We start from the raw sequence: 26,939 nt of genomic DNA on the forward strand, positions 1-26,939 counted from the left end.
AAGTGAAAAATTAACCATGTTTAAAACTAAATTTGTTAAACAATCATTGCTTGCAAGTGCTGTAGCACTTGCAATTTCAGGCTGTGGTGCTGAAGTGGCAAAAACTAACTCAGCAAGTACAGCGCAAAACAATTTAACTGCACCAGGCGCGCCGGGTAGCAAACCGTTCTGGGCTTATTCAGGCAAAACCGGCATTGGTACCAGCTACGAAGCATATTTAGATGGCAGTTACAGCGATAAAGCGTCAACAGGTCCCGTTTCAAAAGTGTGGTTCTCATTAGCGCAGGGGATTATTACCGAAACCATGTTTGGTTTAATTCATCAAGCACAGTTAAAAGAAATGCAATTTGTTGTTAAAGGTGACAACTTCATTGCGACAGAACTTGATGATACCCAATGGCAAATTGACTACCTACAAAAAGACGAATTAGGCAGACCATTGTCACTTGCTTACAAGCTAACAAACACTGACAAACAAGGCCGCTTTAAAATTGAAAAACACATTTTTACTGATAGCAACAACCAAACATTGTTTGTAAAAGTGGCATTAGAATCACTTAAAGGCGAGCCATTATCACTTTATGTTCATGCTAACCCGTATGTGAATAACAACGGTGTTGGCGATAAAGCCATGGTAAAAGGGGGTAAATTAGTAGCAGTTGATGGCGACAATTACCTTACACTTTCAAGTAACACAGCATTTGAACAAGCAAGTGTGGGTTTTGTTGGTACATCTGATCTGATATCACAAATGAAATCGGGCGAAACGTTCACAAGCTATGCAACAACCGGTGATAAAACTGGCAACGTGTCGCTTGACGCCTTACTTGGTAGCACATCAAGCAAAGCAGAATTTGATTTAACACTTTCATTTGGTAACACCTTAGATGACAGTATTGCCTCAGCAAACGCAAGCCAACAAAAAGGTTACCAAGCACTATTAACTGAATTTGGTGCTGATTGGCAAGGCTATTTAGCGTCGCTTGATCTCGAAGCGCTAAGCTCACAATCAGCCGATAATGGCCGTTTAGCGTATGCCAGTGCCTTAGTGTTAAAAGCGCAGGAAGATAAAACACATGCGGGCGCATTGATTGCATCACTGTCAAACCCATGGGGCGATACCGTACCAGCAATTAAAGGGCATACCGGATACAAAGCGGTTTGGGTACGTGATTTCTACCAAGTAGCAATGGCGTTTTTAGCTATGGGTGATAAAGCCACCGCGAAAACGGCGTTTGAATATTTAGAAAAAGTACAAGTGACTGATAAAACACCGGGTAACCAAGGTGATACGGGCTGGTTCTTACAAAAGACTCATGTTGACGGTGAGCTGGAGTGGGTGGGTGTTCAGCTGGACCAAACTGCGATGCCAATTATGCTTGGTTGGAAGCTTTATCTTGCCGATGTGCTTAGCAAAGAAGAGTTGATCCTTTGGTTTAACAAAATGCTCAAACCTGCAGCAGATTTTTTAGTTGAAGGTGGTCTTGCTAAAATTTTATGGAATGACACTGAAATAAAACCGCCATTTACTCAGCAAGAACGTTGGGAAGAGCAAGCGGGGCATTCGCCATCAACCACAGCTGCTGTAATTGCTGGCCTTATTACTGCAAGTGAAATTGCAAATCTGGCAGGCGATGACGCCTTGGCTGCTAAGTACTTAAATGTAGCAAAAGATTACAACGCCAAAGTTGAATCGCGCATGTATACCACTAAAAGTACGTTACCGAGTGATGCATCAAACGGCCAGCATTATGTACGCATTAGCCAAGATGACGATGCAAACTCTGCGACTGTGCTAGGCGATAACAATGGCCGCAAAGGGTTAGTCAAACAAAGCATTTTGGATGGCGGCTTTTTGGAACTTGTGCGTTATGGGGTAAGAAGCGCTGAGGATAGGCATATTATTGATACGCTTGATGAATATGATGCACAAAATTTACCTGAAAACCTCAAAGTAAAATATAACTTTACTTTTGAGGGAGTAGAGGGGCAATTCCCAGGCTGGCGCCGTTATGGTAATGACGGTTATGGTGAAGACGAATTTACTGGCACCAATTACGCCGAAGGCGGCAATAACACTCCAGGGCAGCGTGGACGTGTTTGGCCATTCTTTACCGGTGAACGAGGCCATTATGAAATTGCAAAACTCGTGCAATCTGATGCGTTCGATGCAAAACAGCAAGCCGTGTTGACGCAAACCTATGTAAAAGGCATGGAACAATTTGCCAACGAAGGCTTAATGTTGCCAGAGCAAGTGTGGGATGGTGTTGGTGTTAACCCGCATAATTACACATTTGGCGAAGGCACAAATTCAGCGACACCACTTGCATGGACACACGCCGAATACATTAAGTTATTGCGTTCAATGTCAGACAAACAAGTTTGGGATTACTACCCAGTAGTCAAAGAAAAACTGAATTAAAAAAAGGCGCGTTAAGCGCCTTTTTTAATTCAGTTTCAAAGACTAACACTTCTGAAAGCGCTGCAGTCAGTTATTTGAAAAACATGTTTTTAAGTGATAACGTTCCTATTTGTGATTATTAATTTACAAGGAGTGTATATGGCAAAAAGATTGATTTACATTGCGACAGCAATTGTTTTATTCGGGTGTAACTCAACTGCTGATAAAGAAAGTCATAAATACGCTGATTTAAGCGTATCAAACGATTTCTCGGAATTATTGCAGTTTAATTCAGTAAAGAGATTTGCACCACGTTATCCTGAAGATCAAGTGGTTTCGCGCAAGCAAGGGTGTGCAACAATTGAATATGTAGTAACAGCGGAATATAAAATTGAAGATATAACGTTAATAAACTCTACGCATAAAAGCTTTGCGAGAGAGGCAAAAAACGTTATTCCTAAATGGAACTGGCAATCGTTAAGTGGAGCAGGAGTAGATATACCTATAAAGCTCCGAACTCGGTTTGAGTATTGCTTAGAAGATGGAAAAGGAAATTGTGCAATAAATAAATTAATTGCAAGGAGTCAATGTCCTGGCAATGATGTTGTGGCATCTGTTGGCACTTTAATAAGTAAAGAAGTAGCATTTTGAAAGGCGCGTTAAGCGCCTTTTTTATGCCGAATGCCTCACAACCAAGGTGGGCTTTAGTTGGGTTTGTGCTGGTGGCTCGTCTTTTAATTGTGCCAATAAATTCGCCACAAGCATTTCTCCCGCAACAGACGTACTTTGATTAACTGTGGTGAGTGCGGGCTCAGTAAAGCTCGCAACAGGAATATCATCAAAACCAATCACGCTAATATCTTCAGGTACATTTAATCCCGCTTCTTTGATTGCGCGAATAGCGCCAATTGCAATTAAGTCACTGGCAGCAAAAATAGCATTAATAGGGCGTTTTAAGCTAAGCAAAGTCTTGGTGGCGTTATAGCCTGACTCATCGGTTGAAATGGCATTAATAATCTGGCGCGCATCAACATCTAAGCCATGCTTATTAAGCGTATCTTTAAAGCCATTAAAACGGGCGAAAAATTCAGGGCTGTGTTCTGATGCATCACCTATAAATGCACATTGAGTGCGTTTTTTCGCAACTAAAAACTCTGCAACTTGCTCACCGCCAAAATAGTTATCACAGGAAATGGAAAGCTCTGGGCGCGAATCAACACGTGCGCCCCAACATACAAACTTAGTGTTGTTTTGTAATAGTGTGGCAAGTCGCGCTTGGTAATCTATGTAATCGCCGTAGCCTAGCAAAATTAAGCCATCAGCGCGGTGACTGTCTTCGTATTGCGCTTGCCAGTCTTGATCCATTTGCTGAAATGACACGAGCAAATCATAACCTTGATTAGCACAGGCACGGGTGATTGAGCCCAACATTGATAGAAAAAACGGATTGATCATCGATTCATCGCTGGTGGGATCTTCAAATAGTAACAGTGCAATAGTATTGCTTTGCTGCGTACGCAGGTTACTGGCGTTTTTATCGACTTTGTAATTAAGTTTTTTGGCAATCTCAAAGACTTTCTTTTTGGTTTCTTCGTTCACTAACGGGCTGTTGCGCAATGCGCGCGAAACCGTAGATTGTGATACGCCAGCATAGTGGGCAATATCGAACGATGTGGCTTTGGATTTACTCAACTGTGCACCTTTTTATGATAAACACGCTAATTTAGACGGTATTTTAGCCATAAACTTAATAAAAAAACTAACTTTATGTGATGAGATATTGAATTTAATCTGACACCGGTGTCATAATTAGTCAACTTAACCGAAGTCAATTGGGTTTGTTGCCATTCAGTTGATTGTCTGTAGCAGGGCAAGATATAACTACGTACGAGTTGCAATTGCTGCACTTAAAAATTAGCTAATTCAATTGAGAGAATTAATATGTTTGAGCCTATATTAGTTGCGGATGTTGGCGGTACAAATGCACGCTTTGCACTCGTTACAGCGTTTGATAAAACGACAAAAGAAATTGTATTCAACAACATTCAAAAATTTTCAAGTTTAGACTTCGATAGCTTTGCTGATGTTGTTGCAGCCTACATTGATACGCTAGAAAGCGTGCCCAACAATGCCTGTTTTGCCGTTGCGGGTCCACGTAAAAAAGACACGGTCTTTTTAACTAACTTAGGTTGGCAATTTAATGTAAGCGATATTAAACAGCAATTCGGCTTTGCTAATTTTAAAGTGATCAATGACTTTGCTGCATTTGCACACGCATCTCCTTACATTGATAACACTGCAAACTTAGTTATTAAAGAAGGGCATAGTCACAGCGATGGTAATATTGCAGTGATTGGTCCAGGTACTGGGTTTGGCGCTGCCGCACTTGTGAAAGGCGAAGAGCAGAATGTGGTATTGAGCTGTGAAGCTGGTCACATTAGCCTAGCGGCATGTAATGAACTTGAACGCAACTTAATTACTGCATTAAGCGAAGAATTTGAACATGTTTCGGTTGAACATGTATTTTCCGGTCAGGGCATTGAAAACTTGTACCGTGCGATGGCAAAAGTCCATGGGCAAACAGCAAAGAACTTTGACGCGCCAACAATTACACAATTGGCGCTCGCAAATGATGACGACATTTGTGTAAAAACACTCAACCAATTCTGCGATTGGATTGGCGCTGTGGCAGGTGATTTGAGCCTAACCTTTAACGCTACCGGTGGTGTGTATATTGGCGGCGGTATTTTGCCCCGTTTTCAAGATAAGCTACTGGCGAGTGAGTTTGTAAAACGTTTTGTTGCAAAAGGAAAAATGCAGCACATTGTTAACGATATTCCGGTAATTTTAATCACTCAAGACAATATTCCGTTGTTGGGTGCGGCTGCCAGTTTAGATACGAAGTAATAATTAGAGATTTATATGGAAAAAGTGACGATAAATAGTGTGGCCAAACACGCTGGGGTATCAAAAAAGACGGTATCTCGCGTGCTTAATAACGAGCCAAACGTGTCTGATGCGACCCGAGAGAAGGTTCAACAAGCGTTTAAAGAGCTAAATTATCGTCCTAATCCGATTGCAAGAGGCCTTGCACATAACCGCAGTTTTATCATTGGTTGTTTGTACGATAACCCGTCAAAAAGTTATATCACCCGTGTACAGTCAGGCGCGTTAGAAGCCTGCCAAGAGCGCAACTACAACTTGCTAATTCACCCATGTGAACTGCGCGGCGAACCACTTATTGATAATATTGAAACACTTATTAGCACATCTCGCTTAGATGGGATTGTATTAACGCCACCATTTTCAGATAACCGAGAGTTAGTAGGCCATTTAAAGCTACGCAATATTCCGTATGCGCGCGTTGCACCAGTGACCTTAGAAGACCAATCAATTTCGATTAAAAGTAACGATACGCAAGCGGCTTACGATATTACCAAGTTATTGCTAAAACTTGGCCACAAAGATATTGCGTTTATTAAAGGTCACCCAGATCACAGTGCTACCGAAGCGCGTTTCGCCGGCTATGTTGATGCCTTGAACGAAGAGGGCATAACCCTTAAAAGTGAGTTAGTTGCCGAGGGTAACTTTAGTTATCATTCAGGTGAAGACAGTGCGCGACAAATCCTTGAATCAGCAGCTCGACCAAGTGCGGTATTTGCGTCGAATGATTACATGGCGGCAGCGGTATTAAAAGTCGCCTCGCAAATGTCACTTAAAGTGCCTGATGAGCTGTCAATTGCAGGCTTTGATAATGCCCCGATTGCACGCCATATTTGGCCGGGTCTAACAACGATTGCACAACCGGTAGAAGATATGACATTTCGTGCGGTAAACTTATTAATCGATAAGATCAATGCGCCTGAAAGCGAAGACATCGAAGAAGTGTTCGCTGGCAAATTGATTGAGCGTGAATCTACAGCGCCTGTGCAAAAATAATTCTTCACGTAAGGCTTCACGCCTTACGAAAATAACGGTCGATAATTCCCAGTTAAAACAAAGCGTTTCTTTTATTTAAGAGGTGCTAAGCATTTCACTAATACCTTAGCAGCAATACGCGGTACCTTTGCCGCGTTTTCTCTTTATTGCCTTATGTCTAAGCGTTCCTCGTAAATTATTCTTTCTGTCATTTTAATGTCATTGTCACTTGTTGAACTCAATTCATGCTTTTTATTGTAGATAAATTGGGCAGTTCTCAAGAAAAGCACTAAAATTAGGGTTGACACCGGTGTCATGGATCGGTTTTAATAATGTGACACCGGTGTCATAGAGTGGTTGTGAGAGACGCTCGATATCGGACCTTTGAACGGGTAGACAAAGTCGCTCGGTACTTAGACTAGCAGGAGTCTCTAATTTAAGTACTGAGCCTTTTTCCCAAATCTTTATGAATGAGTGCGAAAATGCTACACCCAAGAATCCAAGAAGTAACCGAACGAATCATTGAACGCAGTAAAGCAACGCGTCAAGCGTATTTAGCGCGTATGACAGCAGCTAAATCTAAAAAACGCGTACGTGCTGGCTTAGGTTGCGGTAACCTTGCACACGTAATGGCAGCCTGTTCAAGCTCAGACAAAGCATTATTAACCAAAGACGAACAACCGAATCTTGGTATTATCAATTCATACAACGACATGCTTTCAGCGCATGTGCCTTACAAAGAATACCCAGATTTAATTAAAAAGGTTGCAACCAAATTTAATGCCACTGCACAAGTTGCTGGTGGTGTACCTGCTATGTGTGATGGTGTAACGCAAGGCCGTGATGGCATGGAGCTTTCACTTTTTTCCCGTGATGTGATTGCAATGTCTACGGCTGTTTCACTGTCGCACGACGTTTTTGATGGCGTGTTTTGTTTAGGTCTGTGTGACAAAATTGTGCCGGGCCTTGTTATTGGCTCGCTGTCTTTTGGTCACTTGCCAATTTACTTTTTACCAGCAGGCCCAATGCCTTCAGGTATACCAAATAAAGAAAAAGCGCGTGTACGTCAAAAATTTGCTCAAGGTTTAATCGGTCGCGATGAATTATTAGCAGCAGAAAGTGCGTCATATCACAGTGCAGGTACGTGTACTTTCTACGGTACCGCTAACTCTAACCAAATGTTAATGGAAATTATGGGTCTGCACCTGCCGGGCAGCTCGTTTGTAAATCCATATACAGAATTACGTGATGGTTTAACGGTTAACGCGGTAGAAATGATGCTTAACCAGCTGATCACCAGCCAAGATGCTAATCCAATTGGTGAAATTGTCAGTGAAAAAACTATTGTGAATGGTTTAGTCGGCTTACTTGCGACGGGTGGTTCAACTAACCACGCAATTCACTTAGTTGCAATGGCAAAAGCAGCAGGCGTAGAAATTACGTGGAAAGACATGTCAGATATTTCTGAAGTTGTACCACTGCTTGCACGTGTTTACCCAAATGGTTCGGCAGATGTTAACCATTTCCATGCAGCAGGTGGTTTACCGTTCTTAGTGAAAGAGTTATTAAAAGGCGGCTTCTTACACGAAGATGTGAAGACCATTGTTGGTAATAGCCTAAACGATTACACCAAAGAGCCAGTAATTGATACTTCGGTAATTGCTACCGACAACCAAATTGCAGCGAAAGTGAAATGGCAAGATTGCCCAGAAAATTCACACGATGAAGAAGTACTTCGCCCAGTTACAAATCCATTTAACCCGCAAGGCGGCTTGCAGCTATTAACGGGTAACTTGGGTCACGCAGTGATTAAAGTTTCTGCGGTACAAGAGCAGCATCAAACAGTGACAGCGCCTGCAAAAGTATTTAATTCGCAAGCAGGATTACAAGATGCCTTTGCTCGCGGCGAACTTGAAACTGATTTTATCGCGGTAATTAAAGAGCAAGGCCCTAAAGCGAAAGGTATGCCGGAGCTTCACAAGCTAACGCCAATTATGGCAACGCTGCAAGACAAAGGCTTTAAAGTAGCGATTGTTACTGACGGCCGCATGTCGGGCGCATCAGGTAAAGTGCCAGCGGCTATTCACCTTGCGCCAGAAGCAGTAGAGGGTGGTTTTATCGCAAAAATCCGTGAAGGTGATGTGGTAACACTTGATGCACCAAATGGCGTATTAAAAGTGCATGTTGCTGATGATGAATTTGCACAGCGTGAAATAGAAATCAGCGAACAAGTTCAGACATTTGGTACAGGCCGTGAGTTGTTTGAAGGCATTCGTCAAACAGTATCTAGCGCAGATTTAGGTGCCAGTGCATTTGGTCTTATCTACCCAAATACAAACCAATAACAGGAAGTAAAAATGAGTATTGAAAAAATTCTTCAAGCAGCACCGGTAGTCCCTGTTGTTGTTATTAATAACCTTGAAGATGCAGTGCCACTTGCAAAGGCATTATACAACGGTGGTTTGCGCGCATTAGAGATTACCCTGCGTACACCTGTAGCGGTAGAAGCAATTAAACAAATTAAACACGCATTGCCAGAAGCGTACGTTGGTACAGGCACTGTAATAGATAAAGCAACTTTTAACGCATCAATTGAAGCGGGCGCTGATTTTATGGTGAGCCCTGGTGTTAACGATGAGTTGTTAGCGCTTGCCAGTGAAACTGATGTGCCATTTTTACCAGGTGCCGCAACACCAAGTGAAGTGATGCAGCTGGCAGCAAAAGGCTTTGGCTTTTTAAAGTTTTTCCCAGCAGAAGCCGCCGGTGGTGTGCCAATGTTGAAGTCAATTTTTGGTCCACTACCACATGTTAAGTTTTGCCCAACTGGCGGTGTAAGCCTTGCCAGTGCGCCTAACTATTTAGCACTACCAAATGTAGTGTGTGTAGGTGGTACTTGGATGTTAGATAAAGAATTAATCGCAAATAAAGACTGGCAAGCAATCGAAGAGTTAGCGCGCCAAGCAAGTAGAGTGAATGAGGGTGAATAAGATGATCAGAGTAGCTATTAACGGTTATGGCCGTATTGGACGCAACGTATTACGCGCGCTTTATGAGTCAAATCGCGAACAAGAAATTAAAATTGTTGCAATTAACGACTTAGCACCAGCGAACGTAAATGCACACCTTACACAGTATGATTCAGTACATGGTACGTTTGGTAAAAAAGTAACGCTTGCTGAAAACACACTGGTTATCGATAACGACGAAATTGCATTAGTGCAAGAGCGCGATCCTGCGAACTTGCCTTGGGCTGATTTAGCAGTGGACATTGTACTTGAATGTACTGGCCTTTTCACATCACGTGACGCAGCAGCAAAGCACATTGAAGCGGGTGCAAAACGTGTAATCGTATCAGCGCCAGGCACAGATATGGACGCAACGGTTGTGCACGGTGTTAACTCAGATGTATTAAACGCTGATAGCATTATTATTTCAAATGCGTCGTGTACAACTAACTGTTTAGCGCCTGTTGCTAAAGCGCTTAACGATACTATTGGTATTGAGCAAGGCAGCATGACAACAATTCATGCTTACACTAACGACCAAAACCTATCGGACGTGTACCACAGCGATCTATACCGTGCACGTAGTGCAACACAAAGCATGATCCCAACTAAAACGGGCGCAGCAAAAGCAGTAGGCTTAGTATTACCTGAGCTTGCTGGTAAGCTAGACGGCATGGCGGTACGTGTACCAACTATCAATGTATCACTTGTGGATTTAACCTTTGTTGCTAAGCGTGACACGACAGCTGAAGAAGTAAACGCAGCGGTTAAAGCAGCAGCTGAAGGTGCAATGGCAGAAGTACTTGAGTACAACGAAGCACCACTTGTATCAATTGATTTTAACCACAACCCAGCATCATCGGTATTCGATGCAACGCAAACTAAGGTTGATGGTAAATTAGTCAAAGTAATGGCTTGGTACGATAACGAGTGGGGTTTCTCAAACCGCATGCTCGACCAAGTAACAGCATTAGGTAAGTTTTTATAATTTACTCTACCGACTAAGTAAAAACGGCTGCATCTGCAGCCGTTTTTGTTTTACAATGCTAAAAAACAAAGGATTGTTTATGAGTTTAGCATCACAGCCTGCGACATGGTCGCACTCAATTGCCAAGTCTAAATTGCGCGTTATCGCATTTTCACTTCTTCATTTCGCTTTACTGTTTTTTGCCCTTTGGCTGATGTTTGACCAAATGTCACTTAAGCAGGATATTAAGGCACTTACGTTTACTGATTTACTTAGTTCGAGCAGCTTAGTGTTATTTATTGGTGGGTTTTATCCGTGTTTTTATCTGTATGCCATTTATCGTTTACTTGAAACAAATGCGTCAGACTCTAAGTTATAAAAGTTTTATGGTCACTGTAGGCGTGTTATAAAATGGGAATTATCACTCAATGTTATTTACGTTTATTTTGTTTTTATTTTTTATTTTAGTTTTTGTGAGGGAATATGAAAAAATTATTGTTGGTTATTTTTGCTTTATTGTTTTTAAGTGCATGTAGCGAACCGTTACCGGATGATAGGTTATCGTATGCTGGGGAGTGGTCGAGTAAAGAAATGTATTTGCTAATCTTACCTGACGGCACAGTATCTTATAAGCGCCTAAAGGGCGGCGGTAGCACCGAGGTTAATGGGCCACTTAAAGAGTTTCAAGGGGATGATTTCATTGTGGGTATAGGATTTTTAACGACCACCTTTGATGTAACAAAACCACCTTCGATTGAAAACGATGAGTGGGTCATGACAGTCGATGGTGTTAAGCTCACCAAACGCGAGGAATAATCTACCATTTAAAAAAAAGCCGACACTGTTTGTCGGCTTTTTTATACGTTATAAACGGCTTCAGTTAGCTTGAAAGCGTTTCGGCTACATCGGCAATTTGTTGGCGCAGCCAAATATGGCTCGCATCACGGTGCAACAATGGACTCCAAATCATATCGAGTTCGAACGGTGGAATAGGGAATGGCGGTTCGACTATTTTTAGCGCATTATCACTTTCATAAATTTTAGCTACTTTGGTTGGTAGCGTGGCTATTAGATTTTGTGCTTTGGCAAGGTGGATAGCCACATGGTAATTACGAGTGAATGAGGCTATATTGCGGTGTTTACCAAAATGAGCAAGTGCTTCGTCAACCCAGCCAAGTTTTTGCACATCGGCAGGATCCATACCTACACCTACACCAAAACCTGTTTTACTTACCCAAATATGACGGGCTTTTAAGTATGCATCTAAGCTGTAGTTTTCTAACACCGGATTATTGGCGTTCACCACGCACGAAAAACTGTCTTTCCATATACGCTTTTGGTGAAACGATTGCGGTAAATTATCAAACCGGTTAATCGCCATATCCACTTTGCCATTCTCTACATCGTGAAAGGTAACATCACTTGGCGTAACAATATCGAGCGTTGTATCAGGGGCTAAGGATTGTAAGCGGCTTAACAACATAGGTGCTAGGGTGCTTGCAGCGTAGTCGCTGGCCATGATACGAAACACGCGATTGCTGCTTGCTGGCTCGAAATCGCGGTTAGGTTGCAGTGTTTCTTCAAGCGTTAATAATACACCGCGGATCACAGGCTGTAGCTCTTTAGCGCGTTCAGTCGGTACCATGCCGTCACTGGTTCTTACTAATATCGGGTCGTTCAACAGTGCTCGCAGGCGTTTTAAACCGTTACTCATAGCTGGTTGTGTAATGTTTAACTGATTCGCGGCACGCGTCACATTACATTCTCTTAGCAGGGTATCTAAATACACCAACAGATTTAAATCGACTTTACTAATATTCATTTTATTTATGTGGCTAAAGTATTTTATAAAAGACTTTAATAAACGAATGAATAAATAACAAGATGTTATCGTAATTTAAATCTTAGACTTTCGGGGTAAGGGTAAATATCGGTACTTATGCCTTGTTTTATTTTCTGTTGTTCATCGCGCCAAAAACTTGCAGTACTGAGCTCAGGATGCTGGTCGAGCAGCAAGGCTTTAATATGTGGATCTGTGGTAACAAACGTAGTGAGTTGCTCAATAAAAACATCTTGAGGTGCAACTGAGTAGGCATCGGGGTAATCAAAATAACCGTCAGATTTAGGTAAATCGCGAAAATTCATATCAGTTAAATACTGCACTTCATCATAATCATAGAAAATAACGCGTTTATGCTTTGTTACACCAAAGTTCTTTAACAGCATATCGCCTGGGAAAATGTTGGCCGACATCATCTCTTTAAGTGCTTGGCCATATTCCCCCATCACATGGCGTTTATCTTGCTCGTTGGCATCTTGTAAAAACAAATTAAGCGGTGTCATACGCCTTTCAATGTAAAGATGCTTAATAATTAATAAGTCACCGTCAAATTCGAGTGAACCAGCAATTGATTTCTTAAGCCGATTTAACAAAGGCTCTGGAAAGCGCGAAATTGGGAAGGCAACATCTGAAAATTCAATGGTATCGGCCATGCGTCCGACTTTATCGTGTTGTTTTACTAGTTGATATCGCTCAAGTACGGTGCGCCTGCCAAAGGGTTTACCATCACCAAATTTATCGCGAATAACTTTAAATACGTACGGGAAAGTAGGGTGGGTAAATACTTCCATAACCATACCCGGCGTACCTGCGGCTACTTCGAAATCTTCCTTACACGAAGCTAAATGGTTTAAAAATTCACGATAAAACTCACTTTTACCTTGTTTATGAAAACCAATAGCGTTGTAAAGTTCAGCCGGTGTGCGGTTCGGCATTAGCTGATTTAAAAAGCTTACAACGCCAGATGGCGAGCGAGTATTAACCATAAAGTACGCCCGAGCAAAGCCAAACACCACACGCATTTGGATTGAGTTTGTTAGCACAGCATCAATATACAGCCCTTTATTTTTTTTGTGCAAAATCGGAATAATAAACGGCTGTACGCCGTTTTTGCTAACAATACGGCCGACAATGTAAGCTGCTTTGTTGCGATAAAATGGGGCTTTCAATATATCAAAGCGCATTTGGTGGTTGCGCGAGTTTACATTAGGTGCTTGCTTAACAAAGGCCTTAACAATATTTTTAATATCTGATTCAAGGTCGATAAACGGTGCTTTTAAGTCGAATTGGGCGAATATTTGTTTAATGGTGGGCAATAGACCATCGACGACAGGGAAAAAGCTTTTGTATTCTTCTTCAACCGGAACCAGTGGCGCGGTTAAAGTACTTTCAACAAAAATAAAATCGTTATTAAAATATTTGCGGTGGTATAAGCGGCAAAATACCGAGTTAAAAAAGGTTTCGGCCAGCTCGGCTTGTGGGTGAAAACTCAGTAAATCGGTGTACTCGGCTTTCGTGGCAAGCCATAATTCGGTATCAATATGTGAGGCATCAATGCGGCGTTTTAACTTTTCAATACATTCATTTACGCGCTTGTCGTAGTAACTGATACGTTCAGCGCTAATGCGTTGCATTGATTGCCAATCGGCATTGGCAAAATGCACTTGAGCTTGCGAGGTTAATCCTTGGAACAACGAATAGTGATGGCTAAACCCTTTTAAAATTAAGTTAGCAATAACCTGGCTCAACTGCATTTTTATATCCTTTATTGTTATTGTGGTTGTTGACGACCTCGAGCGTGTTTAACAATAATCCCCACCGCTTCTTCGATATCATCGGTTACAGTGAACAACGAAAAGTCACTTTGGTCAATCAATCCTTTTTTAACTAACTGTGCTTGCATCCAATCAACCAGCCCTTGCCAAAACTCTGAGCCAAATAGCACGATAGGCATTTTTGAAATGCGGCCAGTTTGCAGTAAAGTAAGTGATTCAAATGTTTCATCGAGTGTACCAAAGCCACCAGGCATACAAATATAGCCCATAGAGTATTTTAAAAACATCACTTTACGGGTAAAAAAATAGCGAAAATCAAGAGGTTGATTTTGGTATGAGTTAGGCACTTGTTCGTGTGGCAGTTCAATGTTGAGGCCAATGCTTTTGCCGTTTGTTGCTCCGCGATTGGCAGCTTCCATGATGCCAGGGCCACCGCCAGAAATTACTGCAAATCCTTCTTCGACAAAACGCTTGGCAATATCGACGGTTGCTTGATAGTACGCATCGCTTTGCTTTAAGCGTGCTGAGCCAAAAATTGAGACGGCAGGACCCGTATCTGATAATTTATCAAATCCATCGGCAAACTCACTGATAATACGAAACATACGCCATGATTCGTCTCCCTTTAAATCATCGATCATTGTGCATCTCCTTTTAACACCATAAACCATGCGTCAATATAATCCGGCATATGTCGGTTTGCATCGTAATAGGCGTTAATGCCGGGGTAACTTCCGGCTAAATAGTCTAGCTGATACAAGTTATTTTCAAACGCGCCACCGGTATCGGCCATCACTGCCATGCGGTATTCGCTATGACTTTTAAAATCAAACTGTGCAAAAACTAATGCGCCCAGCCCGAGTTGGTAAATATCTCCTGCAAACGTTACTTCAGGTAATACTTCAATTTTATGGTCTGCGTCTTTGCCATACCCTAAAATGCCATCCACTTGTTTAAAGTACCAGTAACGATTTTGCAAATATGGCTTAATTGCACGGTCGTAGGCAATGCCGTTATTGCGATGCACATTGTAAACACGCTGCTGCCCGCTAACCTCAACGACGATAGTGCCTTGTAAAAGCGCTGACTCTAAATCTTCTCGTGACAGATAAACAAGCGGTTTTGCAAGTTTATTGGCGTCAATCACACCATCTAAAATAGCTTGTTTACCGTATTTGAATCGCGTTAGGTGTTTTTGTGTATTTGCGTCTTCTAGCGATAGATGTTGTTCATCAAACGGTAGCGCATAAAGTGGAAACGGTGTTGCGGTTGTTTTGCTGTCACTGCCGCTCGCTAAATGCACATAGTATTTTGTCATTAACACTTTATCGGCGGTGAGATTTTTAAGTAATGGTTTTTTGTTACTTAGTTTTTTTGCATGTTTTGTGTCTGAACTAATACGATAGAAATCATAATGCTTTGTTAGAAAATCAAAACTTGTAAGCTGATGAGTCTTATTCATATCATCGTGTGTGGCAAATTTACACAGTGATTTAAGCGTTCGTTCGATGTCTTTCTCTGTAATACCAAATTGCGCAAGTTTATTTGCATGGTTCACAGCAGGGTCATATTTGTTACCCAGTGCTCGATAGGCAAGGGTATTATTTGCAACCTGACAAAGCTTATCGCTATCAGTATTAATTTTGAGGCTTGTTGGCGGCGTTTGTTTGCTAATTGAAAAAGAATTTGCGCTTAGATAAGGTGAGCAAATAGCGCACACTAGAAAAGAAAGTAGAACATTAAACTTCATTTAAACATCAATAAGTAAGCTAAGTGATAGATGCCAGTTTACTGATTTCAAAAGTTAGAAGCTAGAAAAACGGATAGATGCTGAAGCTAATAGAAGAAATTTAATAATGTAGAGTAAATTAGATATAAAGGATTATTACACGAGAAGATATTTTGGAAGTAAATGGTGGGTCTGAGTGAATTCGAATCACCGACCTCCACGATGTCAACGTGGCGCTCTAACCAACTGAGCTACAGACCCTCTATTTATGGTTCGCATTCTACATAGAATTTTTTGTTGCACAAGCAGAATTTTCACCAAAGGCGTTTAACTGATGGATTTATATGCAGTTTGCTATGTTCTTTTATATTCATGTTAGATGGAGCTAGGTATTGGGCGTAAGTCTAAGACGACGCCAACTCAACCACAAAAGAACATCGGGCTTAGCCTGGTTGAATATTGCAGCGTTTATACAGTTGTTGCCACCAAGTAACATGCGCTACTGAATAGTGTTTGAGCCTGTTATCGAGTGAAAGTGGGTGAATTTTTAAATCACTCTCGTAAGGCTGTTGGTACTGGTTTTGCCAAAGGCCAAGTAATGCTGGCTTTATTTGCATATATTCCTGCAAAAGATTGTTGTGATAGCCTTGAATTTTGCTGCCATAGAATTTGCTAAAAATATTTGTGAGTACGGTGGCGCTTTGATTGTTATGTCCGGTTTTACAAATGTCGCTAAATGATACAGATTCGAGCGCTTTATTTTGCTGCTGTAGTATAAAAATCTGCTCGTACAACGCACGTAATAAACTTGGTAAATAGTTGTTTTTAAATAGTGTTGCTAAATGTGCTTCTAATTCAGCGGTGTTTATTTGGTTAAATTCTTGATTTACCAACGCGCTTTTAACGCTCGCTAAATAATTTAAGGTATTAAGCGTGTGTTGCTTTTGCGTTTGGTGAACATCGAGCAGTGAATAAGATACAGGTAAATAAAGCGCGGCAAGTTGCTTGTCTAAAAACAGCATTTTTTCCCAATAGGTAAACAGCAAGTCGGCTTTTTGTTGTTTTACTTCGTTGAGCTGCTTTGTAAGCTCAGCGTCGTTAAGTGTCGCAACACACTTAGGCACCATCTGGATAAAACGCACGTTATATATAAACTCGCTGCTTGGACCGCTGACTTTCCCCAGCTGAGAATTGCGCTCAGCAATTAATTGACCTAATTGGCAGTGCTGTAACTTATTAAGTTGTAGAATGCCAATAGTGCTGGCATCGATTTTGGAAAAGGTGGGTACAACCAACTTTTTATTGTCTTGATAGGGGGTAAGCTCGGGTAACGTGAGCTGTGTATTTAAGCGTGCATGGTACTCTAAATTAATCTCGCTAGGTGCCTTTGAGCACCCAGCAAGTATTAAAATAATTAAGGTTGTTGTACTAAGCGTTATTAAATGGCTCGTTAGCAAGGCGTTTCCTCACGGTATAAATTAGTAAAACGGCTGCGGTTGATAATCCAACAATAATGCCAAGCCAAAAGCCCTCTGGTCCCATAGGCTCAACAATTAAATCAGTTAATGCTAATACGTAACCTAAACTAAAACCGATTAACCAATACGATATAAACGTAATATACGAAATAGGCGCGGTGTACTTTAAGCCACGTAAAATACCCGTTGCAGCGACTTGCAGCGCATCGGGTAATTGATAAAAACACGCCAAAATTAAAATCGCGCTGGCGAGGGCGATAACTTCGCTATTATCACTATAAACACTACCAATCACGCTACGAGATAAGAACGTAATGAGCGCCACTAGCGTTGAAACCATCAGTGCTAATAACAAACTAGTTGATACTGTACTTTTTACTGCGGTATAGTTTTTTTGTCCGGTAAGATTGCCAACACGAATGCAAATGGCGAGCGCTAGGCTTAGTGGAATCATAAATAATACCGTTGATACACTTGCTGCCACTTGGTGACCTGATACTGCAATTGCCCCAAGCGGTGCAATAAAAAGTGGAATACAGGCAAATAACGTTACTTCAAAAAAGTGTGCAAGCGCAATGGGTATGCCAAGCTTGGTAATCGTAAGTTGCGTGGCAAAGTGTGGTTTAATTGCGCGAGAAAATAAAAAACGACCTTTTAGGCGTTTTGAGTACAGCATATAAATAAACAAACTGAACGCCATTGACCAATACACAATAGCCGTCGCGATTCCGCAGCCTGCACTGCCGTAGGCGTCGATACCGAACTTACCGTGAATGAAAATATAGTTGGCGGGAATATTAATTGCTAAGCCAATTGCGGCAATGTAAACCGCAGGTTTGGTGTATGCCATACCTTCACATACACAGCGAAGTACATTGTAAATTAAAAAGCCCAGCAAGCCCCATTTCACAAAGCTAATATAACCAAGGGCAAGACCTGCCACTTCAGGTTCCATTTTGATATAAGAAAGCGGAACATCAACAAAGAATATGAGTGCTAAACCAAGTGCAGCAAGCACCAAAGCTAAGTAGAATCCTTGATACATATCATGGCGAATCGCAAATAGCTTCTTAGCCCCAAAGTTTTGCGCCACCATACCCGTTAAAGCCAATAATACACCCAGTAGTGTCAGTAAAACTGGGTTCCAAATACCTAACGCAATGGCAAGCGCAGCTAAATCATAGGCACTTACTTGGCCCGCCATTACGGTATCCACAACGCCCATTAAAATCATGGTAACTTGGGCAATAAAAACAGGGATAGCCAAGCGAAGAATAAATCTCGCTTCAAAAACATTAAAGGTCATACTTGCGCATTCTAGCAAAATAAGGAAAATCGTAGTTTACTGAATGTAGAGATAGATAGGAATTAAATGTTTACTGGTATTGTACAAACAAAGGCGTCGGTGGTATCTGTTTCCAAAAGTGGTGAAGTTATGCGCCTAGTTTTGTCTACTCCCAACGCATATTTAAATCACTTGGATATTGGCGCGAGTATTTCAATCAATGGTTGTTGCCTTACTGTGGTGGAATACGAGCTCGGTCATAAAGACGTAGTTGGCCAAGTGCACTTTGATGTGATCGACGAAACATTGAAGCTCACCAACTTAGGTAAATTAAAACAAGGCGAAAAAGTAAACTTTGAACGCTCGGTTACCTTTGGTACTGAGTTGGGCGGACATATCGTCTCTGGACATATCCACACCGTTGCAAAGCTTACGCGTATTGAACGTGAGCAAGATAACTGTACAATGTTTCTGTCGTTACCGGAAAAATGGCTCAAATACATTAACTACAAAGGTTTTATTAGCGTAAACGGCTGCAGCTTAACGGTTGGCGAAGTTACTCACAACGGATTTTACTTGCACCTAATTCCAGAAACGCTAGAAGTAACTAATTTGGGCCTTGCACACATTGGTAGCGAATTTAATATAGAAGTTGATCAACAAACCTATACTATTGTTGAAACCATCGAACGTTATATGAAAGCAAAAGGTCTCTGATTGCTGCCGAAAGGTTTAAAAAACCTGTTCGTCATCACTGTCGACACTGAGCTCTACTTTGTTGTAAATCCTATCTATGTGCATATTTAAATGGATAGGATTGCAACAGGCTGCACAGTCTTCGTAGTATTCTTGGTCGCCGAGTGTTGTATCAAGTTGTACATCGACATGATTGCCACAATGCGGGCAAGTGATCCGTTGAAATTTATGGTCTCTCATAGCAGTTTCCAACAATAAAGACACTTGTTAAAGTGTAGTCGAAAACCTTAATTTTACCCGCTAGTCTAGACCATATCGTTGCTGGATTTTAACGATTTGTAGGTGTGCATCTTCAATATATTGATTACCAAAAATATTTCCATGATTAAGCACATGGTACAAATTATAAATATGCTTTCGCTCTTGGTAAGTTTCTGGCAGAGGATAGGTATCTTGATAGCCGACATAAAAATCATGATGAAACTTGCCAAACAGCTCGGTCATGGCAATATCGGCTTCGCGGTCGCCATAATAGCATGCTGGATCGAACACGCACGGTTTGCGTTGGCAAAAGCCCACATTGCCTCGCCATAAATCACCATGCAGTAAAGATGGCTGACAATGATGGGTATGCAGTATTTGCTTTATTAAATCGACAAAGCGGTCAATATCTACCAAATGAATGTGTTTTTCCGCCAGCAGTTGCAGTTGAAAACCAATTCGCTGTTCGGCAAAAAAGGTATCCCATTTTTTATGCCACTCATTGGGCTGCGCTGTTAAACCAATGTAGTTATCTAAATCAAAGCCAAACATTTGTTGTTGATGTTTTTTATGAAGTTCAGCTAATGTCACACCAAAGTGATACCAATCAGTTTCGCTGCCGTCATCTAAATCAAGCCATTCAATTACATGGTAGGCAAACTCATTACTTTGACCGACAAGCAGCGAATCGGCAACGTAAAAAGTGCTTTCTTTGGTTAGGGTGTTTAAACCAATGCGTTCTTGTTCAAAGTTATCGAGTTTGTCTTTACTTGCGACTTTAACAAAAAAGTTCTGCTTATCATCTGAAAGTTTATAAAGCAAATCATCTCCCGAGTTCGACAGTTGAATTTTGTTCGATATAGCGAGGTTACAATGTAGAGTTTTTGACAGTTCGGTGATTAGGGCATTCCACATAATTAAGTCCTTCGCAGCGATTTAGTTTGCTAGTGGCGCAAGTACACAGTTGAGCAACAAACTAACTATAGTCAAGGCTCGTTATTTTTGAGCACCGTTTACAAAAAAGCACATAAAATAAGAAGAAATTCGGCTTTTTGCCCTTGCTTCTAGCCAAACCCAAACTTTAAAATAGCGGCGATTTGGGTTTAGCTGGAATTTGGAGGGTTAGTTGAACAAGCACGCTATCACCAATCTTGTCGCTGTGGTGTTAACAGTGGCGGGTTTTGTATTGTCTTTACCGTGGTTACTTAGCATTGGTTTATTTGCGTTATCAGGTGCGCTAACAAACTGGCTTGCTGTGCACATGTTATTTGAAAAAGTACCCGGTCTTTACGGTTCGGGTGTTATTCCAAATCAGTTTGAACAGATTAAATTAGCCATTAAGCGCTTATTTATGTCGCAGTTCTTTACTCAAGAAAATATTAATAAGCTAATGTCAGCAGAGCTGGATAATAGCGAGAATGGCATTGATTTCACGCCGATCATTGAAAATACCGATTTAAACCCTGCGTTTGACTCGTTGGTAGATGTGGTTGAAAACTCGCAATTTGGCGCGATGCTTGGCATGTTTGGTGGTACAGCAGTACTTGAACCAATGAAACAGCCATTTATTGAAAAAATGCAGTCATCGCTTATTGAGATCAGTAGCTCTGAAGTATTCCATAAAACTGTGCAAGCACAGCTAACCTCTAACACCAGTGCAGAAAAGCTCCAGTCGAAAATTGAAGCGATTATTGAGGCGCGTTTAACCGAGTTAACGCCTGAACTTGTTAAAGAGCTTATTCAAAACCTTATTAAAGAACACCTAGGCTGGTTGGTTGTTTGGGGTGGGGTATTTGGTGGTTTATTTGGCTTACTTGCTTATTTTATTTAAAGCCTATTATCAATTTAAAAGAATTACGTAAAAACGGAGGCTGAGCCTCCGTTTTTTTGTCTTATTCCCGTCATTATCCAAACACCATGTTAAGGTTACTTACTGCCTGAAACATAGATGATTTGTTTTTTCGCCATCGCTAAGTCTTGAATACTGGTTGATGTTTTAACATCTAAATTCATATAGTTTCCAGTGCGATTTAGCCCATACACGCTGGCGAATTTTGTTAACGACATATCATTACAGGTTAGTTTGTCATCAATCTGAAATTTTCTTACACGATTTTCATTAATCGCTTTTTTCATTTCTAATGGTTTGTTTGATGCAAAAGCAATACAAAGCTCAGTACCTGGTGAATTATCTGCTGCTACAAATTGTGTACCTGCAGATGCGTTTGCTGAAGCGAAAAGTGTGGTGCTAATAAGTGCTGCTGCTAAAATTTTCATGTTAAATTCCTCATTCCAACATTAAATAAAGTAAATGTTCACGTTTTTAATTGAACGTACTTATATAGTCGCTGAAACTCGAAAAAATGCTGTTAACCTAACGTGACAGGGTGTAAAAGAGTATTTCAAATGTGTCAATAGCGCATAAAAAACGCCACTTTTCATGGCGTTAATATGTGACATTTGCAACAAATAGATGAAATTATTTTTCAATTTTTTCATTGCTGAAGCAATTACACCTCGCTTAGCGTGAATTTACCAATCGATGCCTTTACGCGCTTTAACGCCGTTGTCAAAGGCATGTTTGACATTACGAACTTCAGAGACAGTATCAGCGAGTTCTTCTAGTTTGCGGTGTGCAGCGCGACCGGTCACAATAACGGATTGTTCTTTTGGCCGGTTAGCAATCGCCATTAATACATCATCAAGGTCAATATAGTCGTAATTAATCATGTAGGTGATTTCATCAAGTACGACCAAATCTATGGTGTCATCTGATAAACACTGTTTAATCTCTTGCCACACAGCTTGCGCCGCTTGCGTGTCTGATTCTCGGTTTTGCGTTTCCCAAGTGAACCCTGTCGACATAACAAAAAAGGTGGCGCCGGCATTTTCAAGTAAATTGCGCTCACCGCATTCCCAACCACCTTTAACAAATTGTGCTACGGCGGCCTTTTGTCCATGACCTACTGCTCGTGCAACCGTGCCAAATGCACTGGTCGACTTTCCTTTGCCATTACCAGTGATAACGAGAAATAGTCCTTTTTCTATGGTTGCTTTGGCAACTTTCTCATCGACCGCTTTTTTGATTTTTTCTTGACGCTTTTGATGTTGTTCAAATTTATCTGACATTGTTATTCCAAAAATAATAATACTAGGCAATATATCAACACTTCGAAAATTTGCTGAGCCGCGCCCAAGCAATCTCCGGTATAACCATTAATGTGTTTTTTAAACCAAGCGATAAGTACGCTGCGAACCGCGAAACAGGTCACAATGAGTGCTATAAGCTGTAGTAAATTCATGCCATACAAAAATAACACAGCACATAGTACACAAAAGGTAAGCCATAAACGGTTCCGAGCGCTGCTTGGCAAGTGTTTGGCAATTGGTTTTACTTTGCTTGTGGTGTCTTCTGTGACATAGGGGCATGTGCCTATAATACTGGTGGCAAATGTACGGCTTATACCATGTGCCGCGATTAATGCCATGACAATATGACTTGTTGCAACGAGGGTTTGATACTTGATTGCAAACAGTGAAATCAGTGCTAGTGTACCATAGGTACCAAGGCGTGAGTCTTTCATTATTTCCAGTTTTCTATGGACATCGAATGCACCGCCAAAGCCATCGGCAACATCTGCTAGGCCATCTTCATGAAAACTGCCCGTAAGTAATAAACCAATTATTATTACCAGTACAACTGATACGCTAATTGGCAACACTAATTGCAAAAGGTAAACACATAGCCCGAGTAAACACCCAATAAATACGCCAACTAGCGGAAAATAACCAGACGCCTTGTTGAGTTTGTCATCACTGTAGTCTTCTATATGAATGGGAATACGCGTTAAAAAGCTGAGCGCTAATTTAAATAACGCGATTTCATGCTGTAACTTCATTACAAGGAAATTCCCAAATCTTCAAAACTGGCCATCTCATTATAAAAGTTAACTGCGGCTTCAATTAACCCTAGGCAAAGTGCAGCGCCAGTGCCTTCACCCAGTCTTAAAGAAAGATCAAGCAATGGCTCTACCGCTAATATTTCTAAAACTAGGCCATGAGCGGACTCGTTGGATTTATGGGCAAATACTAAATTAGCCTTAATGCTTGGTTTGATTGCCAGGGCAACGGCCGCTGCGCTCGTTACAATAAATCCGTCAACCAATATCAATTTGTTGTGTTTAGAGGCTTCCAGCATAGTAAAGGCCATGGTAGCAATTTCAAAACTACCTAGCTGGCGCAAAATTTCGAGCGGTTGGTCGCTGTCTACACGGTTAACCGCCTTACTTATAAGTGAACGTTTGTTGTTAAGTTGTTGCTGGTCAATGCCAGTGCCATGCCCAACCACATTTTCTACTGGTAGCTTAAATAGTTTTGCAAATATAGCACTTGCTGGGCTGGTATTACCGATCCCCATTTCGCCAAAGCCTATAAGGTTAGTGTCTAGCTGTTGTAGCAGCGTTTCACTATGCAAGCGTGCTTCATTTAACTGTGTTTCAGTTAAAGCGGGCTCTACGCTAATATCACCACAAACATTACCTAAGCGCGCGTTTATTAAATTATTATGCGTTGGTAATTGGGTCTGAATACCGCAATCCACCACCTTTAATTGCCAATTTGTTGACTTTATAAAGCTATTGACTGCTGCTTGCCCATTTAAAAAGCAACTCACCATCAACGTGGTAACGTCACTTGGAGCAATACTGATATTGTGTTTAGCAATACCATGGTCGCCAGCAAACACAAGTAACGTAGGATTTAAAATAGATAATGAATTTGCACTGCTTGGGGTAAGTTGTAGCGTAGCAATTTGCGCTGCAAGTTGTTCTATTTTACCAAGCGAGCCTAGCGGTTTAATCTTACCGTTAATGGTATTTTGAATTGTGTCGGCAATATTGTTGCTGGTAGACATCTGGATTTCCAAATCTTTTTTAGTTATTGTGCGTGACAAACCCAACAGGAACAAGGGCTTTTGCTTTTAATGAAGAAAAATTTAGTAATTGGTGGTGTGCGTTCGGGTAAATCCCGTTATGCAGAACAGACGGCGCAAGAATACGCAACTAAGCTCGGGCTTCCGGTCATTTATATTGCAACCGCTGAAGCATTTGATGATGAAATGAAAAGCCGTATTGAGCGCCACAAACACACGCGCCCTCAACAGTGGCAAACCATTGAAAGCGGGCCAAAACTAGTTGATTCATTGAATGCAATTGAAGAACCCTGCATTATACTTATCGATTGCTTAACGGTTTGGCTAAATAATTGTTTGTATTATCAACAAATTGATTGGCAAGAAGAAAAGCAGCGCTTTCTTGATTGGTTAGCGCGAACTAAGCATGCTGTGATTATGGTAAGTAATGAAGTGGGGTTTTCTATAACCCCCGATAATGCATTAGCGCGCCAATTTGCTGATGAGCAAGGTTGGTTAAACCAAGATGTTGCGCGTATTGCAAGCACGGTTACGTTTACCATTGCAGGGATCCCTCATGAGCTCAAACACGACTAACATCTACTTACTACGTCATGGATTACCTGAGGGTGATAAATGTTTACGTGGTTTGACGGATTTTGCTATCACCGAACAAGGATTTTCACAAATGCAGCAGGCAAGCGATGGGCTAACTATCGATGCCGTTATAAGCTCGCCACTTAATCGTTGTTGCCACTTTGCAAAAACCTACGCCGATGACAAAAACCTCAGGTTTGAAACGACAAGTGGTTTTGCTGAAATGAACTTTGGCGATTGGGATGGCAAACCATTTAGCGAATTATTTGAGCACCATAACAGCCAAATTATGGCATTTTTTAAATCGCCGTATTCGGTATCACCGCCTAATGGTGAGACTATGGTGGCGTTTAATCAACGTGTAACCACAGCGTTTAAACATATATGCCAGCAGTATCAAGGAAAGAATCTATTACTGGTGAGTCACGCTGGCGTGATGCGCGAAATTCTTCAGTTAGTACTCGGCGTACAACAATCCGATGGGCAGTTTCAGCAATCCATTGATTTAGCCTACGCTAGTTTGTTAAAGATTAGCGTGATAAATGACAAGGATGACTATTTTTACCGATTACATTTGTAGCGTTTACATTTGTTTATAGCAAATAAGCGGGTGTTTACCGTAAAAATGTGCAATTGCGGCTTTTATTCGCTACATTTGAGCAGTATTTTTTCGGAGAATAACAATAATGCAAAGATTTATCCCTTCTGCGTTAGTTGTTGCTATGTCACTGGGGCTGGCAGCTTGTAATAAACAAGCACCACAAGGTGAGCACGTTTCAATTAACAAAAATCCATACCCGAGTACTTATCAACCTTATGAAAGTACAGAATTACTGATTAAGAATGCTACCGTATTAACAGGTACTGGCGAACGTCTTGATAATGCAGATGTATTGATTTTAAATGGCCAAATTTCAAAAGTAGGCGAAAATTTAAGTCATGCAAGTGCACGCGTAATTGACGCTAATGGTAAGTGGGTTACTCCGGGTATTATTGATGTGCACTCGCATTTAGGTGCATACCCAAGCCCGTCGGTTGAATCGCACCAAGACGGCAATGAAATGACTAGCCCGAATACCGCTTACGTATGGGTTGAACACTCAATCTGGCCACAAGATCCTGGTTTTAATACTGCCCGTGCTGGTGGTATTACATCACTGCAAATTTTACCAGGCTCAGCTAATTTATTTGGCGGCCGCGGCGTAACGCTTAAAAACGTTCCAGCGCACACCATGCAAGCAATGAAATTCCCAGAAGCACCTTATGGTTTAAAAATGGCATGTGGTGAGAACCCGAAACGCGTATATGGTAGCCGCAAAGAGTCACCAGCAACACGTATGGGTAACATGGCTGGCTATCGCAGCGCATGGGCTGAAGCGACAGAATACAAACTTGCTTGGGAAAAATACGATCGCGAGCATAAGTTAGGTTTAACCGTTGATGCACCAGAGCGTGATATTAAACTAGATACACTACGTGGCGTTTTAGATGGCGAGATCATGATCCATAACCACTGCTACAAAGCAGAAGAAATGGCGATGATGATTGATCTATCGGAAGAGTTTGGTTACCACGCAGGTACTTTCCACCACGGTATTGAAGCATACAAGATTGCAGACTTGCTAGCAGATAACGGCAGCTGTGCTGCACTTTGGCCTGATTGGTGGGGCTTTAAGATGGAAGCTTACGACATGGTGCAAGAAAACATTGCCATTGTTGATGCGGTTAAAAATTCATGTGCCATCGTTCACTCCGATTCAGACACAACGATTCAGCGTCTGAACCAAGAAGCGGCAAAAGTAATGTATCGCGCTAATGAAAATGGTTTTGATATTAAAGAAGAGCATGCAATTCGCTGGATTACGCAAAACGCTGCGAAATCGCTGGGTGTTGAAGATAAAGTGGGTAGCCTAGAAGCGGGCAAGCAAGCTGATGTTGTTATTTGGAATCAAAGTCCATTTAGTGTTTACGCACAGGCAGAGCAAGTATTTATCGACGGCGCAAAAGTATATGACCGCAACGATGATAAATACCAAGCGAAAAGCGACTTTATGTTAGGCCAGCAATAAGGAATACAG

Annotated in this window: 27 protein-coding genes and 1 tRNA gene; 14 read left to right on the forward strand and 14 right to left on the reverse strand. The window is 41.4% G+C overall.

The window, feature by feature from the left end; all coding sequences use genetic code 11:
- The first annotated feature begins 16 nt into the window (after nt 1-16).
- On the forward strand, nt 17-2,422 hold the full coding sequence (locus ACXAFE_RS06245) for a glycoside hydrolase family 15 protein (protein WP_475150153.1): 2,406 nt from the start codon (nt 17-19) through the stop codon (nt 2,420-2,422).
- A gap of 138 nt (nt 2,423-2,560) precedes the next feature.
- Nucleotides 2,561-3,052 carry an energy transducer TonB gene (locus ACXAFE_RS06250; protein WP_475150158.1) on the forward strand — a complete coding sequence of 164 codons (492 nt, stop codon included), beginning with the start codon at nt 2,561-2,563 and terminating at the stop codon, nt 3,050-3,052.
- 21 nt (nt 3,053-3,073) lie between these two features.
- On the opposite strand, the gene ACXAFE_RS06255 is transcribed toward ACXAFE_RS06250, so the two are convergent.
- Nucleotides 3,074-4,093 (reverse strand): LacI family DNA-binding transcriptional regulator, encoded by a 1,020-nt coding sequence (locus ACXAFE_RS06255; RefSeq protein ID WP_105171502.1) that lies wholly within the window; start codon nt 4,091-4,093, stop codon nt 3,074-3,076.
- A gap of 249 nt (nt 4,094-4,342) precedes the next feature.
- Here ACXAFE_RS06255 and glk point away from each other — a divergent pair, with 249 nt between their 5' ends.
- The 7 genes from glk (at nt 4,343) to ACXAFE_RS06290 (ending at nt 11,107) form a co-directional block, all read left to right on the forward strand.
- Nucleotides 4,343-5,308, forward strand: coding sequence for a glucokinase (glk, locus tag ACXAFE_RS06260; RefSeq protein WP_475150163.1), 966 nt, complete (start codon nt 4,343-4,345; stop codon nt 5,306-5,308).
- Between the two features lie 15 nt (nt 5,309-5,323).
- On the forward strand, nt 5,324-6,340 hold the full coding sequence (locus tag ACXAFE_RS06265; protein WP_475150166.1) for a LacI family DNA-binding transcriptional regulator: 1,017 nt from the start codon (nt 5,324-5,326) through the stop codon (nt 6,338-6,340).
- Between the two features lie 461 nt (nt 6,341-6,801).
- Nucleotides 6,802-8,664: a phosphogluconate dehydratase gene (gene edd / locus ACXAFE_RS06270; RefSeq protein WP_010560261.1), complete on the forward strand. Its 1,863-nt coding sequence runs from the start codon at nt 6,802-6,804 to the stop codon at nt 8,662-8,664.
- Between the two features lie 12 nt (nt 8,665-8,676).
- Entirely contained in the window at nt 8,677-9,306 is a 630-nt protein-coding gene (locus tag ACXAFE_RS06275; protein WP_475150174.1) for a bifunctional 4-hydroxy-2-oxoglutarate aldolase/2-dehydro-3-deoxy-phosphogluconate aldolase, read from the forward strand.
- 1 nt (nt 9,307) lies between these two features.
- Nucleotides 9,308-10,312: a type I glyceraldehyde-3-phosphate dehydrogenase gene (gap, locus tag ACXAFE_RS06280; RefSeq protein ID WP_010560259.1), complete on the forward strand. Its 1,005-nt coding sequence runs from the start codon at nt 9,308-9,310 to the stop codon at nt 10,310-10,312.
- A 79-nt stretch (nt 10,313-10,391) separates the two neighbouring features.
- Nucleotides 10,392-10,670: a hypothetical protein gene (locus ACXAFE_RS06285; RefSeq protein ID WP_475150178.1), complete on the forward strand. Its 279-nt coding sequence runs from the start codon at nt 10,392-10,394 to the stop codon at nt 10,668-10,670.
- Nucleotides 10,671-10,774: 104 nt separating this feature from the next.
- Nucleotides 10,775-11,107, forward strand: coding sequence for a membrane lipoprotein lipid attachment site-containing protein (locus tag ACXAFE_RS06290; protein ID WP_475150181.1), 333 nt, complete (start codon nt 10,775-10,777; stop codon nt 11,105-11,107).
- Between the two features lie 64 nt (nt 11,108-11,171).
- Here the strand turns inward: ACXAFE_RS06290 and ACXAFE_RS06295 are convergent, their stop codons facing one another.
- The 7 genes from ACXAFE_RS06295 to ACXAFE_RS06325 all read right to left on the reverse strand — a co-directional run bounded on the left by ACXAFE_RS06295 (nt 11,172) and on the right by ACXAFE_RS06325 (nt 18,419).
- On the reverse strand, nt 11,172-12,113 hold the full coding sequence (locus ACXAFE_RS06295) for a LysR family transcriptional regulator (protein ID WP_475150184.1): 942 nt from the start codon (nt 12,111-12,113) through the stop codon (nt 11,172-11,174).
- A gap of 65 nt (nt 12,114-12,178) precedes the next feature.
- Nucleotides 12,179-13,885, reverse strand: a complete 1,707-nt coding sequence (aceK, locus tag ACXAFE_RS06300) for a bifunctional isocitrate dehydrogenase kinase/phosphatase (protein WP_010560255.1) — start codon at nt 13,883-13,885, stop codon at nt 12,179-12,181.
- 17 nt (nt 13,886-13,902) lie between these two features.
- Nucleotides 13,903-14,547, reverse strand: a complete 645-nt coding sequence (locus ACXAFE_RS06305; RefSeq protein WP_475150191.1) for an LOG family protein — start codon at nt 14,545-14,547, stop codon at nt 13,903-13,905.
- On the reverse strand, nt 14,544-15,656 hold the full coding sequence (locus tag ACXAFE_RS06310; protein ID WP_475150194.1) for a hypothetical protein: 1,113 nt from the start codon (nt 15,654-15,656) through the stop codon (nt 14,544-14,546). Before ACXAFE_RS06310 ends, ACXAFE_RS06305 begins: the two co-directional genes overlap by 4 nt.
- 163 nt (nt 15,657-15,819) lie before the next feature.
- Nucleotides 15,820-15,896 (reverse strand) — tRNA-Val (locus ACXAFE_RS06315).
- Nucleotides 15,897-16,078: 182 nt separating this feature from the next.
- Nucleotides 16,079-17,092 carry a DUF3080 family protein gene (locus tag ACXAFE_RS06320; protein WP_475150196.1) on the reverse strand — a complete coding sequence of 338 codons (1,014 nt, stop codon included), beginning with the start codon at nt 17,090-17,092 and terminating at the stop codon, nt 16,079-16,081.
- The gene (locus tag ACXAFE_RS06325; protein ID WP_475150199.1) at nt 17,064-18,419 is read right to left on the reverse strand and encodes an MATE family efflux transporter; all 1,356 of its coding nucleotides are present in this window, start codon (nt 18,417-18,419) and stop codon (nt 17,064-17,066) included. Before ACXAFE_RS06325 ends, ACXAFE_RS06320 begins: the two co-directional genes overlap by 29 nt.
- A 66-nt stretch (nt 18,420-18,485) precedes the next feature.
- Between ACXAFE_RS06325 and ACXAFE_RS06330 the strand changes: the two genes are divergently transcribed.
- A complete protein-coding gene (locus ACXAFE_RS06330) occupies nt 18,486-19,115 on the forward strand; it encodes a riboflavin synthase subunit alpha (protein ID WP_475150201.1) in 630 nt (209 codons plus the stop codon).
- A gap of 15 nt (nt 19,116-19,130) precedes the next feature.
- Here ACXAFE_RS06330 and ACXAFE_RS06335 read toward each other — a convergent pair whose 3' ends face one another.
- Together ACXAFE_RS06335 and ACXAFE_RS06340 are read right to left on the reverse strand one after the other, a co-directional pair.
- Complete coding sequence (locus ACXAFE_RS06335) at nt 19,131-19,334, reverse strand: CPXCG motif-containing cysteine-rich protein (protein ID WP_475150204.1); 204 nt, start codon at nt 19,332-19,334, stop codon at nt 19,131-19,133.
- A 60-nt stretch (nt 19,335-19,394) separates the two neighbouring features.
- Nucleotides 19,395-20,270 carry a fructosamine kinase family protein gene (locus tag ACXAFE_RS06340; RefSeq protein ID WP_475150207.1) on the reverse strand — a complete coding sequence of 292 codons (876 nt, stop codon included), beginning with the start codon at nt 20,268-20,270 and terminating at the stop codon, nt 19,395-19,397.
- Nucleotides 20,271-20,481: 211 nt separating this feature from the next.
- Between ACXAFE_RS06340 and ACXAFE_RS06345 the strand changes: the two genes are divergently transcribed.
- A complete protein-coding gene (locus ACXAFE_RS06345) occupies nt 20,482-21,186 on the forward strand; it encodes a DUF445 domain-containing protein (RefSeq protein ID WP_475150209.1) in 705 nt (234 codons plus the stop codon).
- Between the two features lie 95 nt (nt 21,187-21,281).
- On the opposite strand, the gene ACXAFE_RS06350 is transcribed toward ACXAFE_RS06345, so the two are convergent.
- The 4 genes from ACXAFE_RS06350 to cobT all read right to left on the reverse strand — a co-directional run bounded on the left by ACXAFE_RS06350 (nt 21,282) and on the right by cobT (nt 24,267).
- The gene (locus ACXAFE_RS06350; RefSeq protein ID WP_475150212.1) at nt 21,282-21,632 is read right to left on the reverse strand and encodes a DUF3718 domain-containing protein; all 351 of its coding nucleotides are present in this window, start codon (nt 21,630-21,632) and stop codon (nt 21,282-21,284) included.
- 255 nt (nt 21,633-21,887) lie between these two features.
- The gene (gene cobO, locus ACXAFE_RS06355) at nt 21,888-22,484 is read right to left on the reverse strand and encodes a cob(I)yrinic acid a,c-diamide adenosyltransferase (RefSeq protein ID WP_475150215.1); all 597 of its coding nucleotides are present in this window, start codon (nt 22,482-22,484) and stop codon (nt 21,888-21,890) included.
- 2 nt (nt 22,485-22,486) lie between these two features.
- On the reverse strand, nt 22,487-23,254 hold the full coding sequence (gene cobS, locus ACXAFE_RS06360; protein WP_475150218.1) for an adenosylcobinamide-GDP ribazoletransferase: 768 nt from the start codon (nt 23,252-23,254) through the stop codon (nt 22,487-22,489).
- Nucleotides 23,254-24,267, reverse strand: a complete 1,014-nt coding sequence (cobT, locus tag ACXAFE_RS06365; RefSeq protein ID WP_475150220.1) for a nicotinate-nucleotide--dimethylbenzimidazole phosphoribosyltransferase — start codon at nt 24,265-24,267, stop codon at nt 23,254-23,256. Before cobT ends, cobS begins: the two co-directional genes overlap by 1 nt.
- A gap of 69 nt (nt 24,268-24,336) precedes the next feature.
- Here cobT and cobU point away from each other — a divergent pair, with 69 nt between their 5' ends.
- From cobU to ACXAFE_RS06380, 3 genes are all read left to right on the forward strand, one after another.
- On the forward strand, nt 24,337-24,861 hold the full coding sequence (gene cobU / locus ACXAFE_RS06370; protein WP_475150223.1) for a bifunctional adenosylcobinamide kinase/adenosylcobinamide-phosphate guanylyltransferase: 525 nt from the start codon (nt 24,337-24,339) through the stop codon (nt 24,859-24,861).
- Nucleotides 24,842-25,441 carry a histidine phosphatase family protein gene (locus ACXAFE_RS06375; protein ID WP_475150225.1) on the forward strand — a complete coding sequence of 200 codons (600 nt, stop codon included), beginning with the start codon at nt 24,842-24,844 and terminating at the stop codon, nt 25,439-25,441. Before cobU ends, ACXAFE_RS06375 begins: the two co-directional genes overlap by 20 nt.
- A gap of 106 nt (nt 25,442-25,547) precedes the next feature.
- Entirely contained in the window at nt 25,548-26,930 is a 1,383-nt protein-coding gene (locus tag ACXAFE_RS06380; protein ID WP_475150228.1) for an amidohydrolase, read from the forward strand.
- Nucleotides 26,931-26,939 lie beyond the last annotated feature (9 nt).

It is taken from the genome of Pseudoalteromonas sp. ABV4_021 (assembly GCF_056159365.1).